At 69.5% G+C, this 23,980-nt stretch carries 19 protein-coding genes; 6 read left to right on the top strand and 13 right to left on the bottom strand.

The features are described 5' to 3' along the window. Nucleotides 1-93: 93 nt before the first annotated feature. Nucleotides 94-1,764 carry an OFA family MFS transporter gene (locus AC07PR_RS28960; protein ID WP_377157698.1) on the bottom strand — a complete coding sequence of 557 codons (1,671 nt, stop codon included), beginning with the start codon at nt 1,762-1,764 and terminating at the stop codon, nt 94-96. Nucleotides 1,765-2,496: 732 nt separating this feature from the next. Here AC07PR_RS28960 and AC07PR_RS28955 point away from each other — a divergent pair. From AC07PR_RS28955 to AC07PR_RS28945, 3 genes are read left to right on the top strand one after another with little or no spacing between them, the layout of a single operon-like run. Next, nucleotides 2,497-2,859 (top strand): RodZ family helix-turn-helix domain-containing protein, encoded by a 363-nt coding sequence (locus AC07PR_RS28955; protein ID WP_377157700.1) that lies wholly within the window; start codon nt 2,497-2,499, stop codon nt 2,857-2,859. Between the two features lie 55 nt (nt 2,860-2,914). After that, complete coding sequence (locus AC07PR_RS28950; RefSeq protein WP_377157702.1) at nt 2,915-3,772, top strand: hypothetical protein; 858 nt, start codon at nt 2,915-2,917, stop codon at nt 3,770-3,772. Between the two features lie 10 nt (nt 3,773-3,782). Continuing rightward, nucleotides 3,783-6,782, top strand: coding sequence for a TonB-dependent receptor (locus tag AC07PR_RS28945; protein WP_495137319.1), 3,000 nt, complete (start codon nt 3,783-3,785; stop codon nt 6,780-6,782). A 14-nt stretch (nt 6,783-6,796) separates the two neighbouring features. On the opposite strand, the gene AC07PR_RS28940 is transcribed toward AC07PR_RS28945, so the two are convergent. Further along, nucleotides 6,797-8,122, bottom strand: a complete 1,326-nt coding sequence (locus tag AC07PR_RS28940) for an epoxide hydrolase family protein (RefSeq protein ID WP_377157704.1) — start codon at nt 8,120-8,122, stop codon at nt 6,797-6,799. Nucleotides 8,123-8,386: 264 nt separating this feature from the next. On the opposite strand from AC07PR_RS28940, the gene AC07PR_RS28935 reads away from it, so the two are divergent. Beyond that, complete coding sequence (locus AC07PR_RS28935; RefSeq protein ID WP_495137318.1) at nt 8,387-8,932, top strand: cysteine hydrolase family protein; 546 nt, start codon at nt 8,387-8,389, stop codon at nt 8,930-8,932. Nucleotides 8,933-8,947: 15 nt separating this feature from the next. On the opposite strand, the gene AC07PR_RS28930 is transcribed toward AC07PR_RS28935, so the two are convergent. From AC07PR_RS28930 to dmeF, 8 genes are all read right to left on the bottom strand, one after another. Continuing rightward, complete coding sequence (locus tag AC07PR_RS28930; protein WP_495137317.1) at nt 8,948-9,718, bottom strand: Crp/Fnr family transcriptional regulator; 771 nt, start codon at nt 9,716-9,718, stop codon at nt 8,948-8,950. 202 nt (nt 9,719-9,920) lie between these two features. Then, nucleotides 9,921-10,682 (bottom strand): flagellar basal body L-ring protein FlgH, encoded by a 762-nt coding sequence (locus AC07PR_RS28925; RefSeq protein WP_495137316.1) that lies wholly within the window; start codon nt 10,680-10,682, stop codon nt 9,921-9,923. Between the two features lie 14 nt (nt 10,683-10,696). After that, a complete protein-coding gene (locus tag AC07PR_RS28920) occupies nt 10,697-11,272 on the bottom strand; it encodes a cell division protein FtsI (RefSeq protein WP_495137315.1) in 576 nt (191 codons plus the stop codon). A gap of 10 nt (nt 11,273-11,282) precedes the next feature. Beyond that, the gene (locus AC07PR_RS28915; RefSeq protein ID WP_377157712.1) at nt 11,283-11,630 is read right to left on the bottom strand and encodes a hypothetical protein; all 348 of its coding nucleotides are present in this window, start codon (nt 11,628-11,630) and stop codon (nt 11,283-11,285) included. A gap of 19 nt (nt 11,631-11,649) precedes the next feature. Continuing rightward, the gene (locus AC07PR_RS28910) at nt 11,650-11,898 is read right to left on the bottom strand and encodes a hypothetical protein (RefSeq protein ID WP_483108832.1); all 249 of its coding nucleotides are present in this window, start codon (nt 11,896-11,898) and stop codon (nt 11,650-11,652) included. 224 nt (nt 11,899-12,122) lie between these two features. After that, a complete protein-coding gene (locus AC07PR_RS28905) occupies nt 12,123-12,347 on the bottom strand; it encodes a hypothetical protein (protein WP_377157715.1) in 225 nt (74 codons plus the stop codon). 234 nt (nt 12,348-12,581) lie between these two features. Then, entirely contained in the window at nt 12,582-12,722 is a 141-nt protein-coding gene (locus AC07PR_RS28900) for a hypothetical protein (RefSeq protein WP_157522617.1), read from the bottom strand. 55 nt (nt 12,723-12,777) lie between these two features. After that, complete coding sequence (dmeF, locus tag AC07PR_RS28895) at nt 12,778-13,782, bottom strand: CDF family Co(II)/Ni(II) efflux transporter DmeF (RefSeq protein WP_495137314.1); 1,005 nt, start codon at nt 13,780-13,782, stop codon at nt 12,778-12,780. A gap of 165 nt (nt 13,783-13,947) precedes the next feature. On the opposite strand from dmeF, the gene AC07PR_RS28890 reads away from it, so the two are divergent. Then, nucleotides 13,948-17,655 carry a CheR family methyltransferase gene (locus tag AC07PR_RS28890; protein WP_495137313.1) on the top strand — a complete coding sequence of 1,236 codons (3,708 nt, stop codon included), beginning with the start codon at nt 13,948-13,950 and terminating at the stop codon, nt 17,653-17,655. A 30-nt stretch (nt 17,656-17,685) separates the two neighbouring features. Here AC07PR_RS28890 and AC07PR_RS28885 read toward each other — a convergent pair whose 3' ends face one another. Next, nucleotides 17,686-18,762, bottom strand: coding sequence for a GGDEF domain-containing protein (locus AC07PR_RS28885; protein WP_377161582.1), 1,077 nt, complete (start codon nt 18,760-18,762; stop codon nt 17,686-17,688). Between the two features lie 193 nt (nt 18,763-18,955). On the opposite strand from AC07PR_RS28885, the gene AC07PR_RS28880 reads away from it, so the two are divergent. Next, nucleotides 18,956-19,360 (top strand): hypothetical protein, encoded by a 405-nt coding sequence (locus AC07PR_RS28880; RefSeq protein WP_483108828.1) that lies wholly within the window; start codon nt 18,956-18,958, stop codon nt 19,358-19,360. A gap of 146 nt (nt 19,361-19,506) precedes the next feature. On the opposite strand, the gene AC07PR_RS28875 is transcribed toward AC07PR_RS28880, so the two are convergent. Next, on the bottom strand, nt 19,507-22,224 hold the full coding sequence (locus AC07PR_RS28875) for a thiamine pyrophosphate-dependent enzyme (protein ID WP_495137312.1): 2,718 nt from the start codon (nt 22,222-22,224) through the stop codon (nt 19,507-19,509). 123 nt (nt 22,225-22,347) lie between these two features. Beyond that, nucleotides 22,348-23,892 (bottom strand): methyl-accepting chemotaxis protein, encoded by a 1,545-nt coding sequence (locus AC07PR_RS28870; protein WP_431101638.1) that lies wholly within the window; start codon nt 23,890-23,892, stop codon nt 22,348-22,350. Between the last annotated feature and the right edge of the window lie 88 nt (nt 23,893-23,980).

The raw sequence follows: 23,980 nt of genomic DNA, 5'->3' as shown, positions 1-23,980 counted from the left end.
GTCGCCCCGTGGTCGTCGTGGACGGCCGCCGGGGCGAGGGTCATGCTAGCCGGTCAGGCGCTCGCGCGCCGCCGGCGGGGTTTGAGCGTCGGCTCAGCTGAAGAACTTCGACGCGCTCAGCAGCGTGCGATAGATGCCCCAGGCCAGCGGGATGCCCACGGCCAGCCAGGCCAGCGCGACCAGCGCGGTCGGCGTGGCGCGGCCGGCGCCCGGGCCGCTGCCCACTTCGGCGGCGGCGGCCTTCTCGTGCGCCAGCTTCTTCTCGACGGCCAGTTCGGCGTCGGTCATGAAGTGCTTGTCGGCGACCGGACGGATGGCCAGGTTGGCCAGCAGGCCGATGACCAGCATGCCCACCAGGATGTACATCGTCTGGTTGTAGACCTGCTCGCGCGGGATGCCCAGGCCCAGCTGGTAGTCGCGCATGTAGTTCACGACGATCGGGCCGAGGATGCCGGCGGTGGCCCACGCGGTCAGCAGGCGGCCGTGGATCGCGCCCACCATCTGCGTGCCGAAGAGGTCGCCCAGGTAGGCCGGCACGGTGGCGAAGCCGCCGCCGTACATCGACAGGATGATGCAGACCGCGCCCACGAAGGCCAGCTTGTGACCCGCGGCCGCGCTGCTCGGCAGGCTGGCGTACAGCAGGCCGCCCAGCACGAAGAACACGGTGTAGGTGAGCTTGCGGCCCAGCTTGTCCGACAGCGACGCCCACACGAAGCGGCCGCCGATGTTGAACAAGCTCAGCAGGGCGGTGAAGCCGCCGGCGATCGCGGCGATCGCGGCCAGCTGCGTCTTGTCGAGCTCGGCGAACTTGGCTTCCACGCCGATCAGCGAGCCGCCGAAGATCTCCTGCAGCATCGGGCTGGCCATGCCGATCACGCCGATGCCGGCGGACACGTTCATGCACAACACGATCCAGACCAGCCAGAACTGCGGGATGCCCCACACCTTCTTCACGTGCACGTGGCGCTGCGTGATCATGGTGTTGGCGGCCTGCGCCGCCGGCGGGGTCCAGCCCGCGGGCTTCCAGCCGGTGGGCGGCACGCGGTAACCCAGCGCGCCGGCGACCATGAACAGGAAGTACACGACGGCCATGATGACGAAGGTCTGCATCACGCCCGCGTCGGTCGGGGTGGCGAAGTTCTTCATCAGCTCGACGGCCAGCGGCGAACCGATCATCGCGCCGCCGCCGAAGCCCATGATGGCCATGCCGGTCGCCATGCCGCGGCGGTCCGGGAACCACTTGATCAGCGTCGACACGGGCGAGATGTAGCCCAGGCCCAGGCCGATGCCGCCGATCACGCCGGAGCCCAGGATCATCATCCAGAACTGGTGGGTGTGGATGCCGATCGCGGAGATCAGCATGCCGCCGCACCAGCACACGGCCGAGACCAGGCCGGCCTTGCGGGGACCGGCGCGTTCGAGCCAGCCGCCCCAGATCGCGGCGGCGCAGCCCAGGAACACGAAGAACAGCGTGTACATCCAGCCCAGCGTCGCGACGCTCCAGTCGCACTGGGTGGTGAACAGCTGGGCGAAGAAGCCCACGTCCTTGCCGCACGCGGCGCCGGTGCCGGCGGTCTGCAGCATCTTGGAGAGCGGCAGCCAGAACACCGAGAAGCCGTAGGCCATCCCGATGCACAGGTGGATGGCGAGCGCGCTCGGCGGCACCAGCCAGCGGTTGAAACCGGGAGCGGCGATGGTGCGCTCCTTGTCCAGCCAGCTCGAGCCGGCGGATCCGCCGCCCTGGTCGGTCAGCACAGTAGACATGGGTCCTCCTCAAACAATGAAAGGCGGCCGCGACGCGGCCCGCTGAACACGAACGGCGCCGAACCCTCAAACGGCGCCGATCGACCGCGTCCCGTGTTCCGACGTCCCCGTCCCTTTCGGCATCAAGAAACCGTTAGGGGAACGGTATCTGGTGACACGCTGAAAAAGTTGGGGCAGAACGCTCGCGGCGGGCGCGATCTTGACGCATGTCAGTGACATCCTTTGACAACCACACCTTGTAAGCGGACATCTATCGCACGAAACCGACAGCCGGCGCCTGTGAAACGCCCGGCGGTAACCGAATGTGCCCTGGGGAATTTGGGCGATTGACGCACAACACCCCCTGGAGCGGGTGTCCACCCCAGGAGGTCCGGGGGATGCCCGGCACCAGGGGGGATTGTTGAGGTCCCCACAACGGTGCGTTGCGCTGAGCGTCATTTATGCGATCGGGGTGAATGCCTATTGTTCGGAGGTTTCCTGTCTCCGAAGGCGTCCATCAGCGCCTTCTTCACCGGACCGCCCTTCACGGGCCGTCCGGTTTTTCTTTGGGCGTCCGGCGGCGCGGGGATCGCCGTTTGCCCCGATGAACACGCGGATGTATCGGGGTGCAACTTGCCGTTTGTCCTACAAATCCTCGCGCCATCAGACGACGTCGGACGCCCCGACGACCGTCCAAAGTAGGTCCTAACCGATCTCCACCGATCGGCCCCTCAAGCCCAAAGGAGAGACCACATGAACGCGACCAAATCCCTCGTCACCGGTGCCGTTGCCCTGACCGCCTTCGCCAGCGTGCTGGGCCTGGCCTATGCGCAGGTCGAGAACTCGACCGAGTCCACCCCGACGCAAGCGACGCAGGAACAGTACCCCGCCACGCAGACCGAGCAGCAGGCGCCTGCCGACCAGAGCATGACGCCGGCCGACCAGTCGAACGCGGCCACCACGCAGCAGAACCAGACCACGCCTGAGGCGCAGTCGCAGCAGACCCAGCCCTCGTCCACGGACCAGTGGCAGAACCAGCAACCGGCCACGCAAGACCCGCTGCCGGCCGAGCCGACCAGCGCCGGCACGCCGGCTCCCCGCGCCGACCGCAACTGATCGGTGGGTTCGCACCGCCGCCACGCCCGGACCTGAGCTCTCCTGAAAGCCCCCCATGCTGCGCGCCTCCAGCGGGTACTTCTTCAGCGATCCGCCGCCACCGAAGCCGTTCCGGCCGGTTGCGGGCTGGATCCCGGAGCACCTGCGGGAACGCGCGGGATGGGCGGCACAGGGACTGGCGCTGGGCCTGGCCGGCGCGCTGCTGGCCTGGCCGGCGGCCACCTTCCTCATGAAGCAGCTGCGGCCGGCTCCGCCCGTCGTGGCCCGTCACACCACTTCCGCACCGGTCCAGCCGGTCGTCCACGCTCCCGCGCCAGTGTTGCGGACCGGCAAGGCCGACTTCGGCAAGACCAAGGTTTCCAAGCAGGCCCGCCAGCTCGCCCAATGGGTGATGGCGGGCTGGGATCACAACGGACGACCGTTCGCGATCCTCGACAAGCGCCAGGCCCAGGTGCTGGTGTTCAACCCCGACGGCAAGCTCCAGGCGACCACGCCGGTGCTGCTGGGTTACGCCGCCGGTGACGACAGCGTCGCGGGCATCGGCCTGCGGCCCATCGCCGAGGTGCGTCCCAGCGAACGCACCACACCGGCCGGACGCTTCGTCGCGCAACCCGGCAAGAACGCCGGGCACGAGGACGTGCTGTGGGTCGACTACGAGGCCGCCGTGTCCATGCACCGCGTGCGCCCGATCAATCCCGCGGAGCGTCGCCTGGAGCGTCTGGCCTCGCCCACGCCCAAGGACAACCGCATCAGCTTCGGCTGCATCAACATGCCGGTGAAATTCTTCGAGCAGACGCTGTGGCCGACGTTCGGCAAGCAAGGGGGCATCGTGTACGTGCTGCCCGAGAAGAAGGCGATGGAACAGGTCTTCGCGGAACAGATGCGCCGCGCCAAGGCCGGACCGTCCACATGACGCGCGGTCGATGACCGCCCCGTCTTTGCGGTCGAGGACCGCTTCCTCCCACGCCTGCAGCCGATCAGCGCTCGCGCTGGCGGTCGCCATCGCGCTCGCCGCCAGCGTCGCCGCGCCCACGCAGGCCCAGGTGAGTCGCGCGACCGTGCGCGGCCTCGTGACCGCGCCGGCCGGCGTGCCGCCCGGCGGGCTGTCGATCACCGCCACCAACAGCGCCAACGGCGCCCGCTACCGGACCAGCACACGGGCCGACGGGCGTTATGCACTGATCGGGCTGGCGCCGGGCGAGTACGTCGTCAGCGTCGCCGCCGCCGACGGCGCGCCGATCAAGACCGAACGCATCACACTGTCCGTCGGCGAGAGCGCGTCGCTCGACCTCGGCGCCGCGCCCGCGCCGAACACGCCGGACGCGATCCAGCTCGGCACGGTGACCGTCGAGGGCAACGCGAGCCGGCAGGGCGTCAAGGACTCGCAGCTCGGCACCGTCGTGTCGCAGCGCATGATCGAAGCGCTGCCGCAGAACACGCGCAACTTCCTCAGTGCGGCGGACCTCGCGCCGGGCGTCGCGTTCTCGACCGATTCCAGCGGCCTGAGCCGCGTGCAATCGGGCGCGCAGGACTTCGACCACCTGAACGTCTTCATCGACGGCGTGGGCCAGAAGAACAACATCCTGCGCGGGGGCGTCAGCGGCCAGTCGGACACGCGCGGCAATCCGTTCCCGCAATCGGCGATCGCCGAATACAAGGTGCTGACGCAGAACTACAAGGCCGAGTTCGACCAGGTCAGCAGCGCGGCGATCACGGCAGTGACGAAGTCCGGCACCAACGAATTTCACGGCGAGATCTACGGCGACCGCACCGGCACCAACTGGCGGGCGAAGAACTCGCTGGAGAAGGAGCGCGAGGCCCAGGGCATCGCGCGCCCGTCGTCCGAGAAGTACGAATACGGCGGCAGCGTCGGCGGTCCGATCGTCAAGGACAAGCTGCATTTCTTCGTCGCCTACGACGCCAAGCGGATCGAGGACTCGCGCCAGATCGCGGGCCAGAACTTCGAGAAGCTGCCCAATGCCGGCATCGTGCCGGAGCTGCTGGCGCGACGCGGCAGCCAGGTCGATCCGTTCCACGAGGACCTGTTCTTCGGCAAGCTCGACGCGCAGCTCAACGACGAGCATCGCCTGACCCTCAGCGCACGGCTGCGGCGCGAGACCGACCGCATCGCCGAGGACCGCAACCTCTCGCTGCCCGGCAACGACAAGGAGCGCCGCAACGACGAGACGCGCATCGACCTGAAGCACGAGTGGTCCCGCGACGACTGGCTCAGCGAGGCGCGCATCGGCTACGAGGACTACCTCTGGAATCCGAAGTCGGCGTCCGAGACGGCGCTGGTCCGCTACAAGGTGTCCACGGCATCGCCGCAGGTGCTGACGGCCTCGCAGGACGTGATCCTGGACGGCGGCTCGCCGGACGCGCAGCGGCGCAAGCAGCGCGGCACCTTCGTCTCCGAGGAGTTGACCTACACCGGCGTCGACGGCCACGTGATCAAGGGCGGCGTGAAGCTCAAGGACATGCGCTACGACCTCAGCGGCACGGCCAACTCGGTCGACGGCGTCGACGTGCTGATCGACAACGTCACCGGACTGCCCTACTGGGACGGCACGAACTGCACCGGCACCAACGTCTCCAACAACGGCAGCACCAGCGACCAGTGCAACATCCGGCGCGCGGCGGCGCCGTCCGTGGCCAGCTTCAAGAACAAGCAGTGGGGGCTGTACCTGCAGGACGACTGGAGCCTCACGTCCAAGCTGGAGCTCAACCTCGGCGTCCGCTGGGACTACGAGGACAACATGCTCAACAACGCGTATGCGACACCGGCCGACCGCATCGCGGCGCTGATGGCGCCGGACGTGACGCGTTACGGCATCGTCCCGCCGACGGGCCAGACCTATGCGCAGTCGCTGGCCAAGGGCGGCATCGACGTGTCGCAGTACATCAGCAGCGGCAACTCCCGCAAGGCGTTCAAGAACGCGATCGCGCCGCGCGTGGGGTTCTCCTACGACGTCTTCGGCAACCGGAACACGGTGGTCTTCGGCGGCTACGGCCGCAGCTACGACCGCACGATGGCGAATCACGCGCTCGACGAGCTGCAGAAGAACCAGTCGCCCGGCGGCGAGATCTGGCTGATCCGCAACGATCTGAAGATGCCGTACGCGGACCAGTTCAGCATCGGGCTGCGACAGGCACTCACGAAGACCTGGAACGGCGAGATCGCGCTCAGCCGAGTCGAGGCGAAGAACCAGTTCGTCTGGTTCAGCGGCAACCGCGACGCCAACGGCGGCTTCGCGCAGCAGTCGGCGATCGACCCGCTCTGGGGTGGGCCGGACGGCTACGGGCAGGTGGTGCTGGGCGACTCGATCGGCCGCACGCGCACCGACTCCGTGTTCGTGAAGGCGGAGAAGCCGTATTCGGAATCATCGGGTTGGACGGCGACGCTGGCCTACACCTACAGCGATGCGAAGACGACCAACCTCCAGTGGAGCAACGACACCTTCGATTGGACCTACGGCCGCGCGGGTCGCGGCTGGAATCCGAGCACGCTGGTGGACAGGCACCGCCTGGTCGGCGCGTTCATGACGGACAAGCTGCTGCCGTGGGGACTGACCTTCTCCGCCAAGGGCACGTATGCGAGCGGCTTCCCGCGCCGCATGACGAATTGCATCGGCGGCACGCCGCAGTGCTTCCTCGTCGAAGGCGACTCGCCGAGCTTCCGTCAGGTCGACATCAGCATTGGCAAGGCCTTCAAGTACGGCATCCATCAGGTCGCGCTGCGGCTGGACGTGCTGAACGTGCTCGGCGCCGACAACTACGGCGGCTTCGACGACTGGATTGGCAGTGCGCCGCAGCCGGGGGCGACGCCCAACCGGCTTGGCGGCGACAACCTCAACCTTGACAAGCCCAACAACATCCGCGGCGACAACCGCGCGATGCGGGTGGTGTTGAACTACAAGTTCTGAGGATTGCGTTCCGATCAGCGCAGCGGCCGGAACGCCGCGCGCAGTTCCTCGGCGAAGAGCTGCGGCTCTTCCCACGCCGCGAAGTGGCCGCCCTTCTTCACCTCGTTGAAGTAGCTCAGCTTCGGATACGCCTTCTGCGCCCAGGACTTCGGCGCCTGGTAGATCTCGCCGGGGAACACGGTCACCGCGACGGGCACCTTGATTTCCCGCGTGCGCTGCTCGACGACGTTGAAGTTGTTGTTGTTGTTCTCCCAGTAGAGCTGCGAGCCCGAGGTCCCGGTGTTGGTCAGCCAGTACAGCGTGATGTCGTCGAGCATCTCGTCCCTCGACAGCGAACGCTCCGGCACACCGCCGCTGAAGGTCCAGTCGGCGAACTTGTCGTAGATCCACGCGGCCTGACCGGACGGCGAGTCCGACAGGCTGTAGCCCAGCGTCTGAGGGCGCGTGACCATCATCCCGGCGTAGCCGCCGCCGCGCGTGTACAGGCGGTTCATCGACTCGTAGGCGGCCTTCTCCTTCGCGGAGAGGCTGGCCGGCGCGGGCTTGCCGCTCTTGATCGAGGCGGCGATGTCCGCGGGCACGGTGGCCGGCATGTTCACGTGGATGCCCAGCAGCCCTTGCGGCGCCAGACGGCCCTGCGCCTGCGCGACGACCGAGCCCCAGTCACCGCCCTGCGACACGTACTGCGTGTAGCCCAGGCGCTTCATCAGCACGTCCCACGCACGCGCCATGCGCTCGGGGCCCCAGCCGGTGCCGGTCGGCTTGCCGGAGAAGCCGTAGCCCGGCATCGACGGGATGACGATGTCGAAGGCGTCCGAGGCCTGGCCGCCGTGCGCGGTCGGGTCGGTCAGCGGATCGATGATCTTCAGCTGCTCGAAGACCGAGCCCGGCCAGCCATGCGTGACGATGAGCGGCAAGGCGCCGGGATGCTTCGAGCGCACGTGGATGAAGTGGATGTCCAGCCCGTCGATGCGGGTGACGAATTGCGGATAGGCATTCAGCTTGGCTTCGGCCTTGCGCCAGTCGTAGCCCGTGCCCCAGTAATGCACCAGGTCCTGGAAGCCTGCGAGCTGCACGCCTTGCGAGCGGTCGTCGACCGTCTCGCGATCCGGGAAGCGCGTCGCCGCGATGCGCTGGCGCAGGTCGGCCAGCGCCGCCTCCGGAATGGCGGCCTGGAAGGGGCGGATGGTGGTGTCTTCGGCGGCATCGCGCGGCGCGGAGACGGCGGTCGGCGCCTGGGTCTGCGCGCTGCTGGCGACGGGGAACAGGGCGAGGCTGAAGGCGCTCGCGATGGCGGCAGCGGTCGCGGTGACAGCCAGGAGGTGGTGCTTGGCGTTCATGGGACTCCGTGGAGAAGATTCGGCGAGCCGGGATTCGGCACGGGACGAATTTCACCGGTCGCTGGTATCTCCGACGTGTCCTCGAGCAGGCCTTTTCGTCAGGTCGCGTATGCGGGTCGGCCGCAAATACACGCGCATACGATTCACTCGCATGCGACCAACATGAGACCAGCCGAAATGACGTTCCGATCGGGGCATGGCGAATGGATGACGCTCGTCGCGCGGCGTATGCTGGGCCGCTTCGCAACTCCGTGGTCCGGCGCCATGACGACTGCCCTGCTCATCATCGATCTGCAACGCGCGCTCTGCGTCGGCGAATACGCCTGCCACGACGTCGACGCCGTGATCGGTCGCATCAACGGCCTGATCGCACAGGCGCGTGACAGCGGCACGCCCGTGGTCTTCGTCCAGCACGAGGAAGAGGGTTACGAGCCGCTGCGCCACGGCAGCGAGGGCTGGCAGATCGATGATCGCCTGCACGTGATTCCGGAGGACCGGCGCGTGTTCAAGACCTCGCCGGACTCGTTCCACAAGACCGATCTGGACGCGGTGCTGAAGGGCTTGGGCGTGACGCACCTGGTCGTCTGTGGCGCGCAGAGCGACTTCTGCGTCGACACGTCGACGCGCCGGGCGCTGAGCTCGGGCTACGACGTCACGCTGGTCGAGGACGGCCACACGACGATCGCCTACGGCGACCTCACGGCGCCGCAGATCATCGACCACCACACGCTGATCCTGCGCAACCTCAACAGCTTCGGGCCGACGATGGAGGCGAAGAAGGCGGCGGAGATCAGGTTCGAAGCGGCCTGACGCGCGACCCTCGGATCACTTGAGCATCGTTCGGGAGCTGGCAAGCTGCGACAAGGTCATGTCGCACTGATCCACCGTCCCGATGCAGTCGAGCCCGCGGGACTCGACTTCGTTCATCAGGCTCAGCCATGCGTTCAGGCCTTCGAGCGTGACCTTCGTGCGCGAGGTCCGGCTCCAGCCTCGCTCGGCGAGCTGGCCCAGGTAGATCCACGTCTGCCGGCGCGACAGCCCCGACAGCTGCCCGATGCACGCCTGCGATACCGGCAGCGCCAGGCTGTTGCCCACCGTGCCCGCCCGCTGCGAACTGCTCAGCGCGGCCGCCAGGGTCGCCAGCACGCTGATCAGCCGCTGGAAGCCGTTGCCGGCCAGCCGCATCGTGATCTGGTCCTGCAACCGCGACGCGGTCGCCGCATAAAGCTCGCCCGTCGCCGCGTCGCGCTCCGGCGCGTTCGCGTCCTTCATGCGCGGCATCGGGATGTGGATCGTCGTCACGTCGACCAGCGCCGTCACGTCGTAACGCGCCGCCAGCTTGCCCAGCGGCGAGTCCGCCCCGATCACGTCGCCCAGCCACAGCGCCGCCACGGCCACGCGCGTGTCCGCCGCGACCTTCGCCGCAAGGAACGCCGCCCCGCCGCTGATCGCGATCCACTCGGCCAGCGGCGTGCCGGCCTCGATGATCTTCTGGCCGCGCCGATACGTCCGGATCTGGCCGTCGGCCAGCCAGTCGTCGCTCGTCGTGTCCGGTGCGCCGTCGTGCGGCGGCGTCCGCGTCCCTCTCGTGCTCATGATGTGTTCTGCATAAGGTCCGCCGGACAAGGCTCCGCCCTCCGCTGCTCATGCGGAACTGTCGCGAAAGCCATTGCGGCGAATCGTGGGTTATAGAAGCGGACCGCGGACACCGATCGGTGGATAAGCCCCGTGGCGCCGGCCCGGTTTGCGGGTTGACCGCGCGGCGGTCAGCGCGGTTGACCGCGCAGCGGTCGGCGGATCACCAGATGGACAGACTCCTTGCCAGCACGCGCTGGAGCCAGCTGCGCGACGAGGCTTCCGACACGTCGCCCTGCGCGACGCTCTCCAGGCTCGCGTTCACCACGTCGCGCGACGACACGAGGTTGCCCGGGCGGATGTCGCGCGGATTCACGATCCCCGAGAAACGCAGCGTGTTCACGCCCTTGTTCAGGCCCACGTTGCGTTCGCCCGCCACCAGCAGGTTGCCGTTGGGCAGCACGTTGATGACGCTCACCGCCACCGTCGTGACGAAGCTGTTGTCCGTCTCCGTCGTGCCCGAGCCCTTGAACGAATCGCTGCCCGCGGCCGTCGCGTCGATGTTGAGCAGCCGCTCCACCGCGCCGATCTTGCTCTGGCCGCCCGGCCCGCGCACCGCCAGCTTGTTGTCGCGGTTCGTGTCGGTCGTCTGCTTCTGGCTGGCCTTCAGCGTCTCCTGGATGTCCACCTTCATCGTGTCGCCGATCGCGCTTGGGCGCTTGTCGCCCGAGAACAGCGAGGTCGGCGACATGCCCGGCTGGTAGATCGCGCCGTTGTTGGGCCGCTCGATGTACATCGGCGCCTGCGGCGGCGTGACCATCATCGGACCGGCCACCGTCTGCGACGTGCCGGCACACCCGCCCAGCGCGCCAAAGGCGGCGAACGCGAGGATCGCCAGCGCCGGCGCCGTGGCTCGAGCAACCGCCGGAGCAACCGCCGGAGCCATCGCCGACGCGGTCGCGCGGCGGAATTCATTCGTCGACATCACATCCCTCTCCCTCAGCTCTGGAAGCCGGTGATCAGCGCCTTCACGACGGGCGCGATCTTGTTGCGCGTCCCGGCCCAACGGGCCAGGCCGAAGTTCTCCTCGGCGACGTAGCTGCTGCTCGACAGCAAGGTCCCGTCCGCCCGGTGCAGGCTCAGCGACGCGGCGCTGAGGTTGGCGCGGTAACCGCTGGCCATCGGCGGCACGCCCCATTCGATCGTCGCGACATAGCGCAGCCAGACGCCGCATTGCTGCAGGCCGGTGCCGGGTTCGTACACGCGGCTGTCCACGCCCTGCCCCTTCAGTTCCGCCTGCATCGCCGGGACCAGGTCCTCCAGCGGCGCGTTGCGGTTGAACTCGATGCACAGCGTGCGCACCGGCGCGTCGCCGTGATGGACGGTATTGCTGGCCTTGGCCGGCGCGGCGGTCGCGAGGGCCGTCGACGTCGCGGTGCCGGCGCCCTTGAGCAGTTCCCAGGCGGGCACCGGACTCAGCGCGCTGCAACCCCCGAGGCCCGTCAGCGCAATGAGCGCCAGGGCGGCGACGGGGCGGACGAAGCGGCGCGACGACGGTTCCGGTCGAATGCGCATGACCTGACCCTCACACCAGTTCATCGAGCACGGCGCCGCCGCCGAGCGCGGCCATCACGCCGTAACCGACGACATTGCCGAGCACGTTGCCGACGCCGCCGGCGACATCGCCGACCGTGTCGGTGACGACATCGGCGACCGTCTCGACGGCATCCACCGCGTCGTTCGCCAGCGCCTGCAGGCCCTTGGCGCTGATGGTCGCCGTCACGCCGAGCAGGGGCCCGAGCGTCACGCTGGGGCCGCCGCCTCGCGACGATCCCGACGAGCCGCCCGACGCGGCGGTGCGGCCGCTCTCGTGCGAGCCGTCGGAGGACGTCGCCAGGGCGACCAGGCTGGACAGGAGGGGCACGCTGCTCAAGGGAGGCTCCCGGCGACGATCAGCCGCGCGCGGCCAGCGAGGCCGTGTCGAGCGACAGCGTGGCGGGAGCGGCGGTCGACGTGGCGGCAGCAGCCGGTGCGGCCGCCATCGGTGCTGTCGCCGCGGAAGCCGGCGCACCGGCCTTCGCGTCATTCAGCATCTTGGTGAAATCGGGCGCGCCGGACTTGGCGCCCTTGGCCGGGCCTGCGGACGCCGGGGCGCCGACGTGGGCTGCGGGCGACGGGGAAGCGTTGGGCTTGACGTGCATGGCGAAGCGCTCTCGTTCGTTGGGGTGAACGGATTCTTCGCCGCGGCCACCTCCCGGCATGCCGCAATGAGCGCGACGAACTCAGCGGTCGTCGCGGACTCGGTGAACTGCGTCACCGAGGGAGATCAACTGGGAGGTGTCTTCGCCGCTTTGCCGGCTCAAGTCCGCGCGAGAGCGGCACCGACCTGGGCGATCAGCGCGCCGGGTGGGCGAAAAGGGTCAGGTCACGCGCCCCGGCTTTGATGCGCCATCGCCTCGGTCCATTCGTCCCAGGTGGACTCGGTGACCTCCAGGCCTTCCAGCGCAGGCGGTTCCTCGATGGGCCAGCCGGACGGGCTGAAGGGGATGCGCCGCTGCAGCAACACCTCGGTCTGCCGCAGGATGCGCTGCATGGCCGAAGTGAAGGGGTGGCCGGGTTCTCCGGCGGGTGGCGCGAAGCGTTGTCGCATGGTCCTCTCCTGACGAGTTCCCACTATCAGCGGGGGTCGGCCCAAGTGCCATCCCACCATAGGGTGGACTCGGGGGGATGCCGGAGGGGGTGTGACGAAAGGCAGTGGGGGACGGCCAGGCGGTCGGCCGGCCCGAGGAGCCCATCAACGGCGCGTGAAGCGGCTTCGCCACCTCATCAGATCGATCATTTCGATCTGATGGAACTGATCGGAATTGATCGTCAGCGCGGGCCGTCAGATCACCTGCCGGAGCAGCGCATACAGCGCGATCGCGCCGGAGACCACCGCACAGGCGGTCTTCATCGAACGGTTGGCCACGAAGGCGCCGATCAGGCTGCTGACCAGGATGGCGGCGAGGAGGTAGTTGGTTTTCATGGGCCGCGATTGTGGCGGCGCGCCGGCGGGTGTCCGGCGAGCGCCGCGGCGCGGATCAGACAGTCGCCCGATCGGGGCGGTTGATCTCGACGGTGACGTGAACAAGTTCCTCGTGGACGGACAGCATCCGGCGCACCTCGTCCGGCCGCGCGTCGGGGCTGTCGGTGACCAGCGAGACGATGCAGGCGTACTGCGCGCGACCGACGCGCCAGACGTGCAGGTCGGCGATCGCCGCCGGCCACGGCGCGGCGGCGATGACCTCGCGGATCTCGTCGACGACCGGCGCGTCCATCTCGGCGTCCAGCAGCACGCGGCCGGTGTCGCGCAGCAGCCCGCGCGCCCAGACCGCCACCAGCACCGCGCCCGCGATGCCCATCACCGGATCGAGCCAGTCCGCGCCCCACAGCCGGCCGCCCAGCAGGGCCACGATCGCCAGCACCGAGGTCGCCGCGTCGGCCAGCACATGCATGTAGGCGGCGCGGAGGTTGAGGTCGTCATGGCCCTGCCCCGGCGACTGGTCGTGCGGCTCGCCGTGCCCATGCCCGTGTCCGTGTCCGTGCGCATGACCATGACCATGACCGTGGTCGTGTCCGTGGTCGTGCCCGTGATGGTGGTGCTCGCCGCGCAGCAGCCAGGCGCAGGCAAGGTTCACCGCCAGACCGACCGCCGCGACCGCGATCGCCTCGTCGTAGTGGATGGGCGTCGGCGCGATCAGCCGCTCGACCGATTGCCACAGCATCAACCCCGCGACGCCGACCAGCAGCAGCGCGCTGCTGTAGCCGCCGAGGATCTCGATCTTCCAGGTGCCGAAGGCGAAGCGCCCGTCCCTGGCCCAGCGCCGCGCGGCGCCGTAGGCCAGCAGCGACACGCCCAACGCCACCGCGTGCGAGCTCATGTGCCAGCCGTCGGCCAGCAGCGCCATCGAGTTGAAGACGTAGCCGCCGGCGATCTCCGCGACCATCATCAGGACCGTCAGCAGCACCGCCCAGCGCGTGTTGCGGGCGGCCAGCGGATTGCCCTCGTCGAAGACATGCGTGTGTTGCCAGGGCGTGGTGGACATCGACGGAGACATGATGGCGGCGGCGAAGTGGACGGCGGTGGAGACGCAAGCGCCGCAGTATCCCCTTCACACCGCGCCCCCGGCGCCAGAGTCCCCGCGCCGGGGCGGTCATCGGGCGGGGGTAGACTGCGGCGCAGCTTTTCAATCACGACAACGGGATCCTGGGTGGACACAGAGGAGCGACAACCCTTGCGGGTGGTGGTGCTCGGCGGATCGGCGGGCAGCATCGATGCGCTCGGCACCGTGCTCGGTGCGCTACCGAACGAACCGGGCTTCGCGGTGCTGGTCATCACGCACCTGGACCCCAACGAGGAGACCCGGCTGCCCGAGGTCCTGCGCGACCGCAGCACGCTCCCGGTGGAGCGCCTCGAGCACTTCACCAAGGTCGAGCACGGCCGCGTCTTCGTGATGCCGGAGAACGTCGGCGTCATGGCGCTGGACGGCCATTTCCGCCTCACCCGCCGCACGCCCGGGCTGCACCTGCCGATCGACGCCTTCCTGGCCTCGCTGGCGCAGGACCCCGACCTGGACGGCGCGGTCGTCATCCTGTCGGGCACCGGCCAGGACGGTGCGGCCGGCATCGTCGACCTGAAGGCCACCGGCGGCTTCGTGCTCGCGCAGGCGCCCAACACCGCGGCGCACGACGGCATGCCGGTCGCCGCGATCGACACCGGCCTGGTCGACGAGGTCCTGCCCCCGGAGGACATCCCCGCGGCGCTGATGCGCCGCTTCGGCCAGCCGCACCACGAAAGCGACCTGCCCGGCTCCGCCGGCGTCGCGCAGGATGTCGACGCGCTGGAGACCGCGCTGGCGATCGTCCAGCAGAAGGCCGGCGTCAACCTCGGCTACGTCAAGGACGTCAACCTGCGCCGCCGCTTCCTGCGGCGCGTGCTGCTGCAGAAGGACCGCGACGTCGGCGCCTACCTGCAGTTCCTGCGCACCGACCCCTACGAGGCCGCCGCGCTGCGCGACGACGTGCTGATCGGCGTGACCGCCTTCTTCCGCGACGCGGAGTTCGTCAACGTGCTGCGCCAGGTCGTGCTGCCCAAGCTGCTGGCGCTGCGTCACGACCCGATCCGCATCTGGGTGCCCGCCTGCTCGACCGGCGAGGAGGTCTACACGATCGCCATGCTGCTCAAGGAGGCGATGATCTCCGAGGGCATCCACCGCCGCGTGCAGATCTTCGGCACCGACCTGAACGAGGCCTCGATCGAGACCGCCCGCGGCGGCCGCTACACCGCCGCCGCGCTGGAGAACGTGCCGCAGCCGTTCCGCGACACCGCCTTCGTGCCGAGCTCCGGCGGCTACCTCGTGGCCAAGGACCTGCGCGAGATGTGCGTCTTCGCGCGGCACAACCTGCTCACGCATGCGCCGTTCTCCGGCATGGGCCTGATCAGCTGCCGCAACATGCTGATCTATTTGCGCAAGGAAGCGCAGCAGCATGTCTTCGAGGTGCTGCACTACGCCTGCCGCAACGACGGCTTCATGCTGCTGGGCCGGGCCGAGGCGGCCTCGGTCGCCGACGGTTTCGAGCACGCCGGCGCGCCGCACCTGTACCGCAAGCTGCCGAACTCGCGCCGCCACCGGCCGCTGTTCCCGATCGATGCGCTGCGCCCCTGGGCCAGCGACGGCAACGCGCCGCGCGTGCCGCAGGCGCCGCCGCCGGACCTGGTCAGCGAGGCCGCCAACCGTGTCGCCCTCGCGCGCTACGTGCCGCCGGGCTTCGTCGTCAGCCAGGGCGGCGACGTGGTGCAGTTCCGCGGCGACGTCTCCGCCTTCATCGCACCGGCCAGCGGCGAGGCCACGCTCGCGCTGCCGCGCCTGCTGGACGCGTCGCTCAACGTGCCCGTGCGCACGGCGCTGGTCGAGGCCAAGCGCACCGGGCAGCCGGTCCGGCGCGAGCGCGTCGCCTTCAACGATCGCCGCTACGTGCTCGAGGTCCTGCCGCTCGAAGCGGGAGAGGCGTCGCAGCATTTCCTGGTCACCTTGGCGCCCCAGCCGGACGAACCCGCCGCCGAGACCACGTCGGCGCTGTCCACGCCGCCGTTCTCGCCCAGCGGCGCCCGCGCGCGCGTCGACGAGCTCGAGCGCACCGTGACGACGCTGTCCGACGAACTCGAGGCGACCCAGGCGCAGCTGCGCACGCTGGTCGTCGAATTCGAATCGGCCAACGAGGAACTGCGCACCGCCAACGAGGAGATGCTCAGCACCAACGAGGAATTGCAGAGCGCCAACGAGGAGCTGCAGAGCGCGAAGCAGGAGCTCGAATCGGCCAACCAGGAGCTGCTCTCGCTGAACGAGGAACTCAAGTCGCGCAACGACGAGCTGGATCTCGCCAACGACGATCTGAGCAACCTCGTCGAGGGCATCCCGCTGCCGGTCGTGGTGCTGGACCGCCAGCTGCGGCTGCGGCATGCCTCGCCGCAGGTGGCGCAGCTGTTCGGGCTCGATCCCGCGGCGCTGGGCCAGGCGATCGGGCAGCCGGTCGTCAACGTCACCTCGCGCTTCGCCGTCGGCCAGTTGGAGCAGCTGGTGCAGGCCGCCGTGCAAGGCCTGGCACCGGTCGAACACGAACACCAGGACACCGAGGGCCGCTGGTGGCTGATCAACGTGCGGGCCTACCGCACCGCCGACGAGCGCATCGACGGCGCGGTGATCGCCTTCCAGGACATCCACGAACTGCGCTGCGCGCTGGAATCGGCGCAGCATGCGCGCGACGACGCGGAGCGCGCCAACACGGCCAAGGACGACTTCCTCGGCATGGTCTCGCACGAACTGCGCGCGCCGCTGAACGTGATCTCCGGCTGGGCCTCGGTGCTGAAGCAGTCGCAGGAACGCGGCACGCTCGGCGAGGCGACCGCGACACGCGCGATCGCCACCATCCTCAAGCATTGCCAGGCGCAGGCGCAGTTGATCGACGACCTGCTCGACGTGTCGCGCATCGCGTCCGGCCACCTGACGCTGGAGATGCGCCCGCTCGACCTCTCGGCCTGCGTGCGCGCGGTCGTCGACGGGCTGCAGCCGGCCGCCGAGGTCAAGGGCCTGACGCTGAGCGGCACGGGATTGCAGCAGCCGCATCGCATCCAGGGCGACCAGCGCCGGATGCAGCAGATCGTGGCCAACCTCGTCGGCAACGCGTTGAAATTCACGCCGCGCGACGGACGGATCACCGTGTCGCTGAGCCGCATCGGGCCGACGATCGAGCTGGCCGTCGTCGACACGGGCATCGGCGTCGCGGTCGAACTGCTGCCCCGGCTGTTCGACCGCTTCACGCAGGCCGACATCAGCCGCACGCGCGAGTACGGCGGCCTCGGTCTGGGACTGTCCATCGTGCGCCACCTGGTGCTGGCGCACGGCGGCACGGTGACGGCGCACAGCGACGGCGAAGGCCGCGGCACGCGCCTGACGGTGCGCTTCCCGGCGGTGGAGCTGGTCTCGGACACGCCAGAGACGACGCCGCGCCAGAGCGTCGACGCCGACCTCGGCGGCCTGCGCGTGCTGCTGGTCGACGACGATCCGCATGCGCTGGACGCGCTGCGGCATCTGCTGGAGCTGGCCGGCGCCGAGGTGCGCGCGGCGGGCTCGGTCGAGCAGGGATGGGAGCAGGTCGCGGCGGCGTCCGAGCATCCGCCGCATGTGCTGATCAGCGACGTGGCCATGCCCGGCGCGGACGGTTATTCGCTGGTGCGCCGGCTGCGGGCGCGGGAGCGTGCGCTCGGCACCGCGTCGCCGCTGTTTGCCGTGGCGCTGACGGGCTTGGCCACGCTGCAGGATCGCGACGCGGCCATCGCCGCGGGCTTCGACGACCACCTGGCCAAGCCGGTGGACGTGGACCTGCTCATCGAGAAGGTGCTGCTCGCGCGCCCGCGCTGATCGGGGCCGTCGCGAAGGCGCCGCGGCGGATCAGTCCGCCGCCTGCATGACCGCCGGCAGGTCGATGGTCCGGCGGCGCGCCCGCTTGACGTCGTACATGCGCTGGTCGGCCAGGTGCAGCGCCTGCTCGACGCTGAGCCCCGCCGGATCGAGCGCCACGACGCCGACGCTGGCGCCCGCGTACTGCAGCGCGTGGCCGTCGAGGTCGAAGCGCCCCACGCTCGCGAGCGCGGCGCGCTGCTCCAGCGTGCGCGCGGCCTGCGCCGGCTCGCCGCGGTCCACGAGCGGTCCTTGCGAACGCGGCAGGCCGCCCAGGCTCACGCCGGGACCGACGACGATGAATTCGTCCCCGCCCACCCGCGCCAGCATGTCGGAGCCGCGCAGCTCCAGCGACAGGCGCTGGGCGATCTCGCGCAGGAACAGGTCGCCGCGATGGTGGCCGAGCTGATCGTTGACCGACTTGAAGCCGTCCAGGTCGATGCACCCCAGCAGCACGCAGGTGCCGTCGCGGGTGGCGCGCTGCAGCTCGCGCTGCAGTTCGTCGAACAGCGCGCGGCGGTTCGGCAGTCCGGTCAGCACATCGGTCAGGGCGTAGGTCGCCAGCTGCTCGTTGGCCGCGCGCAGGTCGGCCACCAGCCGCTCACGCTGCAGGAACTGGCTCACCAGCGACGAGAACAGCCGCAGCAGCGACTGCGCCTCAGGGCCGATCGTGCGACGGTCCGCGCTGGCCGCGCACAGCGTGCCGAGCAGCTCGCCGCCGTCGTCGCGGATCGGCGCGCTCACGTAAGTCTGGATGCCGAGCTGGCGCGCGGCGTCGGAGTCGCCCCAGCACGCCGCCACGTCGCTCGTGGCCATGCGGCCGGCGTCGAGCGCGCGCTTGCACAAGGTGTCCGACCAGGGGACGGTCAGCCCCTCCGGGATGGTCATCGTGCCGGCGTTGCGGGCCAGCAGCACATGCTGCTCACCGGCACGCAGGTCGATCGTGGTGAGGTAGGTCGACTCCAGGCCGGTGACCGTGCCCAGCATGTCCAGCAGCGGGCGGGTCAGCTGTTCCAGGTTGCGGGCGACGGGGACGGTCGACGTCAGGCGGGCGAGCAGGGCATCCAAGATCGGCGGTCGAAATCAGGACTGAAGTCGTGGATGTTGTCACAACTGCGAAGCACCGCCGGACGCCGTCCGTCATGACACGGGTGCCGTCCGCCGGATCGCGGACGCGTCCTTCATGACCGCGACATAGTGCCGCTCCGCCGGGCGTGGGAATTGCCGCTTTCGCAACATCGCAGACCAGGGGAGAACCCGCATGCAACGCGACGGACAGTACCGCGGCGTCACTTACCGCGTCGAATCGACACCCGCCCCCGGCGGGGCCTTCGTCGGCCACTACCAACTGCTGGATACCGGCCGGCGTCGGAGCGACGCGCCCGATCCCGGCCTGGCGGATCAAGGCCTGCCCAATGCCGCGGCAGCCAACGACGCCTTCGGAGACAGGCTCGAGACCCGGGACGATCAGACGACGTCCGCCGCCGGCGTGGACGACGTCGTCCACCCGGCGACCGACTCCGCCTGGGCGACCGAGAACGAGGCGCTCAACTACGCCACCGAGGCGGCCTGCCATGCGATCGAAATCATCCAGCTCGGGCGGCCGCAGGCTCAAGGACGAGGGAGCTCGTCGAGCCGGAGGCGGACGGACTCGCTAGGGCAGTAGGGGAGACCGCCCGACGCCGTCAGGCCTGGCGCGGGCACTCCACGACGCAGGGGGCATCCCTCCGGGAACCCCCAGCGTCATTCCGGCCCCACCCACACGCGCTGACCGCGGGCCTTGGGACTTTCTGACTGCGAGAGATGAACCGGTCAGGCTTCACCCAGGGCGCGCGCAACCAGCTCCACCTGCTCCAGCTGGTGGATCGTGTGGGAAGAGGTGGCGCCAGAGCCGTTCGCACGGCGCGCCACGCAGCGCAGCTGCACATGCTGCGGCAAGACCGCATCCATCTGCTCGCGGATGAAGCTCCACGCGCCCTGCTGACGATGCTCCTCCTGCACCCAGGTGATCTCGACGAGCGCCGGATAGCGCGCAAACAGCGCCGTCAGCTCATCCGCCGGGAACGGATAGAACTGTTCGATGCGGGCCAGCGCCAGATCCGCGCGCGCCACCGACCGACGGCCACGATCCAGGTCGTAATGGACCTTGCCGCTGCACAGCAGGAGACGTTCGATCTGCTCCGCGCGCTCGACCGTCGCATCGTCGATGACCGGCTGGAAGCTGCCGCCCGTCAGGTCCGCGATCTCCGCGTGCGACGCCTTCTCGTGATACAGCGTGCCCTTGGGCGAAAGCACGATCAGCGGCTTGCGCAGCGTGTCGAACGCCTGCCGGCGCAGCAGGTGGAACCATTGCGCGGCCGTCGACGGACAGGCCACGCGCAGGTTGTCCTCGCCGCACAGTTGCAGGAAGCGGCTCAGGTAGCCGCTCGAGTGATCGGGCCCGATGCCCTCGTTGCCGTGCGGCAGCAGGATGGCCAGCGAGGAGGTGTCGCCCCACTTCTCCTCGCCCGAGCTGATGTACTGGTCGACGAAGACCTGCGCGCCGTTGACGAAGTCGCCGAACTGCGCCTCCCACACGGTCAGCGTGCGCGTCGCCCCGACGCTGTAGCCGTACTCGAAACCGAGCACCGCCTCCTCGGACAGCGGTGAGTTGAAGATATCGAAGCGTCCCCGCGACGGGTCGCCCGGACCCGCGCCTGGCCGTTCGCCATGCCCCGCGCCGTGTGCGTCGCCATGACCGTTGCCGTGACCGTTGCCGGCACCGATCTGTCTCAGCGGCACGAACTCTGTCGGAGCGCCCTCGCCCACTGCCCCCGTCAACACGGTCGTCTGCGAGGTCCACACCGCCTGTCGATGCAGGAAGGTGCCGCGCCGCACGTCCATGCCGGAGATGCGCACGTTGAGGCCGCCTTGCAGGATCGTCGCGTAGGCGAGGTTCTCGGCGAAGCACCAGTCCGCGCGCAGCGGCGGCTCGGTGAGCCCCGCCATCCGGCGCCAGTGGTCCGTGAGCGTGCGCACCATCGCGTGCGGCTCGAAGCCGTCGGGCAGCCGCGTCATCGGATCGACCAGCGCCTGCAGCCCGGCCAGGTCCAAGCGGGGCACCTCGCCCGGGCGGCGCAGCGGGGACGGCGATTCGTCCTGCGCCGGGATCAACGGATCGGAGAACGCCTGGTGCGCGCGCACGCGGCTGTGCGTGACGTGCGAGGCCATGTCGGTGTCCGGCGGCAGGACGCGGTCGGCGCGCAGCGCGGCGGCGTAACGCTCGACGATCGTCGGATGCGTCTGCGTCAGCGCGTGGATGCGCGGCCGCGTCAGCGACGGGACGTCGCTCTCCGAGTGGCCGAGGCGGCGGTAGCCGATCAGGTCGATGACGATGTCGGAGCCGAAACGCGCCCGCCAGGCCAGCGCGATCGCCGCGGCACGCAGGGCCTGCTCGGGCTCGTCGGCGTTCACGCGCAGGACCGGCGCGTCGACCATGCGCGTGACGTCGGTGCAGTACTGCGCCGGCCAGGCGCTCATCGGGTTGGGCTCGGTGAAGCCGACCTGGTTGTTGATGATCACGTGCACCGTGCCGCCGACGGTGTAGCCCGGCTTGCCGCCCAGCATCAGCGTCTCCATCACGACGCCCTGCCCCGCGAAGGCCGCGTCGCCGTGCAGCATCAGCGGCAGCACGAGCCGGCGGCCGTCCTGGTCCGCGCGCTCGCGGCCGAGCGCGTCCTGGCACGCACGGGCCAGGCCCGTGAGCACCGGATGCACGCTCTGCAGATGCGACGGGTTGTGCGCCAGCGTCAGCGTCAGCCGGCCCTGCGGCGTGTCGAGCTCGCGTTCGCCGCCGAGGTGGTAGATGAGATCGGTGTGCAGCTCGGGATGCGGCGACTTCGGGTCGAAGAAGTCCAGCACGCGCGCCGGCGGGAAGCCCATCAGGTTGACCAGCACGTTGACGCGGCCCCGATGCGGCATGCCGAGGAAGATGCGCCGCACGCCGTGCCCCGCGGCCTCCTCGCAGAGCGCGTCCAGCAACGGGATCAGCGTCTCGTTGCCTTCCAGGGAGAAACGCTTCGCGTGCGGGAAGGCCTGCGCGACGTGCTCTTCCCAGCCCTGCGCGCGGATCAGCCGGTCCAGCAGCGCCAGGCGCTCCGCGGCGCCGCCCGCCCCCGGCGGCGCGGATTCCATCGCGTGATGGAGCCAGTCGCGCCGCGACGCGTCGCGCACCGCGCTGGCATCGAGCGCCAGTCCGCCGCAGTAGATCGCCTTCAGCGTGCGGTCGAGATCGCCGACGGTGCGGGCGTTCCACAGCGGCGTGCCGGCCGGCGACAGCCAGTCGCCGGGCTGCAGCCCGAAGCGCTGCGGGTCGAGCAGCGACGGATCGGCGGGGCGCGAAACGCCCAGCGGATCCAGTCGCGCACTGCGATGACCGTCACGGCGATGCGCGTCGATGAAGGCGAGCACCTCGGGCCGCCAGCGCGCGCCGGAGGGGTCGGGCGAAGCGGACGTCGGCGCTGCCGCGCCCGGTTGGATCCTGTCGTTCATGAGTCGCTCCCTGGTGATGCGACGGATACAAACGCGGCGATGACAGTGCCGCGGACGAAAACGGCGATGTGGGCGATGACGGCGTCGCAGGCGGTTCTGCGCCGCCTGTCGACCTGGGCCGCGCTACAACACGAAAGCCCGCACCGCGTTGTTCAGATGCGTGGCCTCGTCCTGCAGCGCCTTGGCCGAGGCGGTGCTCTGCTCGACCATCGCGGCGTTCTTCTGCGTGGTGTCGTCCATCTGCATGATGGCCGCATTGACCTGCTCGATGCCCATGCTCTGCTCGCGACTGGAGGCGCTGATCTCGGCGACGACGCCGCTGACCTGCCGGATGCCCGAGACGACCTGGGTCATCGTTTCGCCGGCCTGTTCGACCAGCCGGCCGCCGGCCCCGACCTGCTCGGTCGATTCGACGATCAGCGACTTGATCTCCTTGGCCGCGCTGGCCGAGCGCTGCGCCAGCGCCCGCACCTCCGAGGCCACCACGGCGAAACCGCGGCCGTGCTCGCCGGCACGCGCCGCCTCGACGGCCGCGTTCAGCGCCAGGATGTTGGTCTGGAAGGCGATGCCGTCGATCGTGCCGATGATCTCGCCGATGCGATGCGAGGACGCGGAGATGGCGCTCATCGTCGCGACCACCTCGCCGACCGCCTTGCCGCCGGCGCTGGCGACCTCCGACGCCGTCGCGGCGCGGGCATTGGCCTGGTCGGCGTTGTCGGCGCTCATGCGGATCGCCGCGGTCAGCTGTTCCATCGCGGAGGCGGTCTGCTGCAGCGCGCTGGCCTGCGCCTCGGTGCGCGCCGAGAGATCGGCGTTGCCCTGCGCGACCTCCTTCGCCGCGGCGGAGATGGTGTCGGCGCCCTGCCGGACCTCCGAAACGATGCGATGCAGGCTGCGCACCATGTGCTGCAGCGCGCCGATGAGCCGGCCGATCTCGTCCGTGCTCTGCGGCATCGGACGCAGCGTGAGGTCGCCCTTGGCGACGTCCTCGGCCAGCTGGATGGCCCCGTGGATGCGGTGCGTGATCGAGCGCGTGATGCTGATCGCCGTCAGCACGCCCAGCACCACCGCGACCGCGGCGACCAGCGTCATCCACAGCTTGGAACGGCGCGCGTCCTCCTTGGCCTTGACCACGTCGTCGGCCATGGCCTTGGTCTGGTAGTCGACCATCTTGTCGATCAGCGCGTAGTAGCGCACCTGCGACTGCGCCATGTCGCCCTGGTAGATGGCCATGGCCTGGTCGCGCTCGCCGGCGGCGATCAGGTCGAAGAGCTTGCGTACCGCGGCACCGTAGACCTTCCGGGCCTCCGACTGCTCGGCGAAGATGGCCTTCGCCTCGTCGGTGTTGAGCATCTTCTCGAACTTCGCGAAGTTCTCGGTGTTGGCCGCGCGCACGGCGGCGTAATCGTCCATGTAGCGCTTGGCCTGGGCGGGATCGGTGGCCATCAGCAGGCGCCCGATCACGATCACGCCCTGGTCGCCGACATTCTTGATGTCGTCGCTCAGGGCGATCTGCCCATAGCGGTCCTCGACCACCCGGTCCATCGTCCCGCTGGTGCGGTTGAGCACCGAGACGGCGACGGCCAGCACCAAAAGCAGCAAGGCAATCACAACGGCAAATGCGGCGGCCAGCCGCGTGCCGATATTGAAGTTGGACAACGTTGGCATGTTTTTTCTCCCTGAAAGCCGACGGTCAGGCCAAATCGGGGCAAAACACAGTCCGCCCCCCGATGGACGCGGTGCGTGCCCCGCGTCA

This window comes from Roseateles sp. GW821-FHT09H11 (genome assembly GCF_059415845.1).
This window is presented reverse-complemented; position numbering and strand designations above follow the sequence as displayed.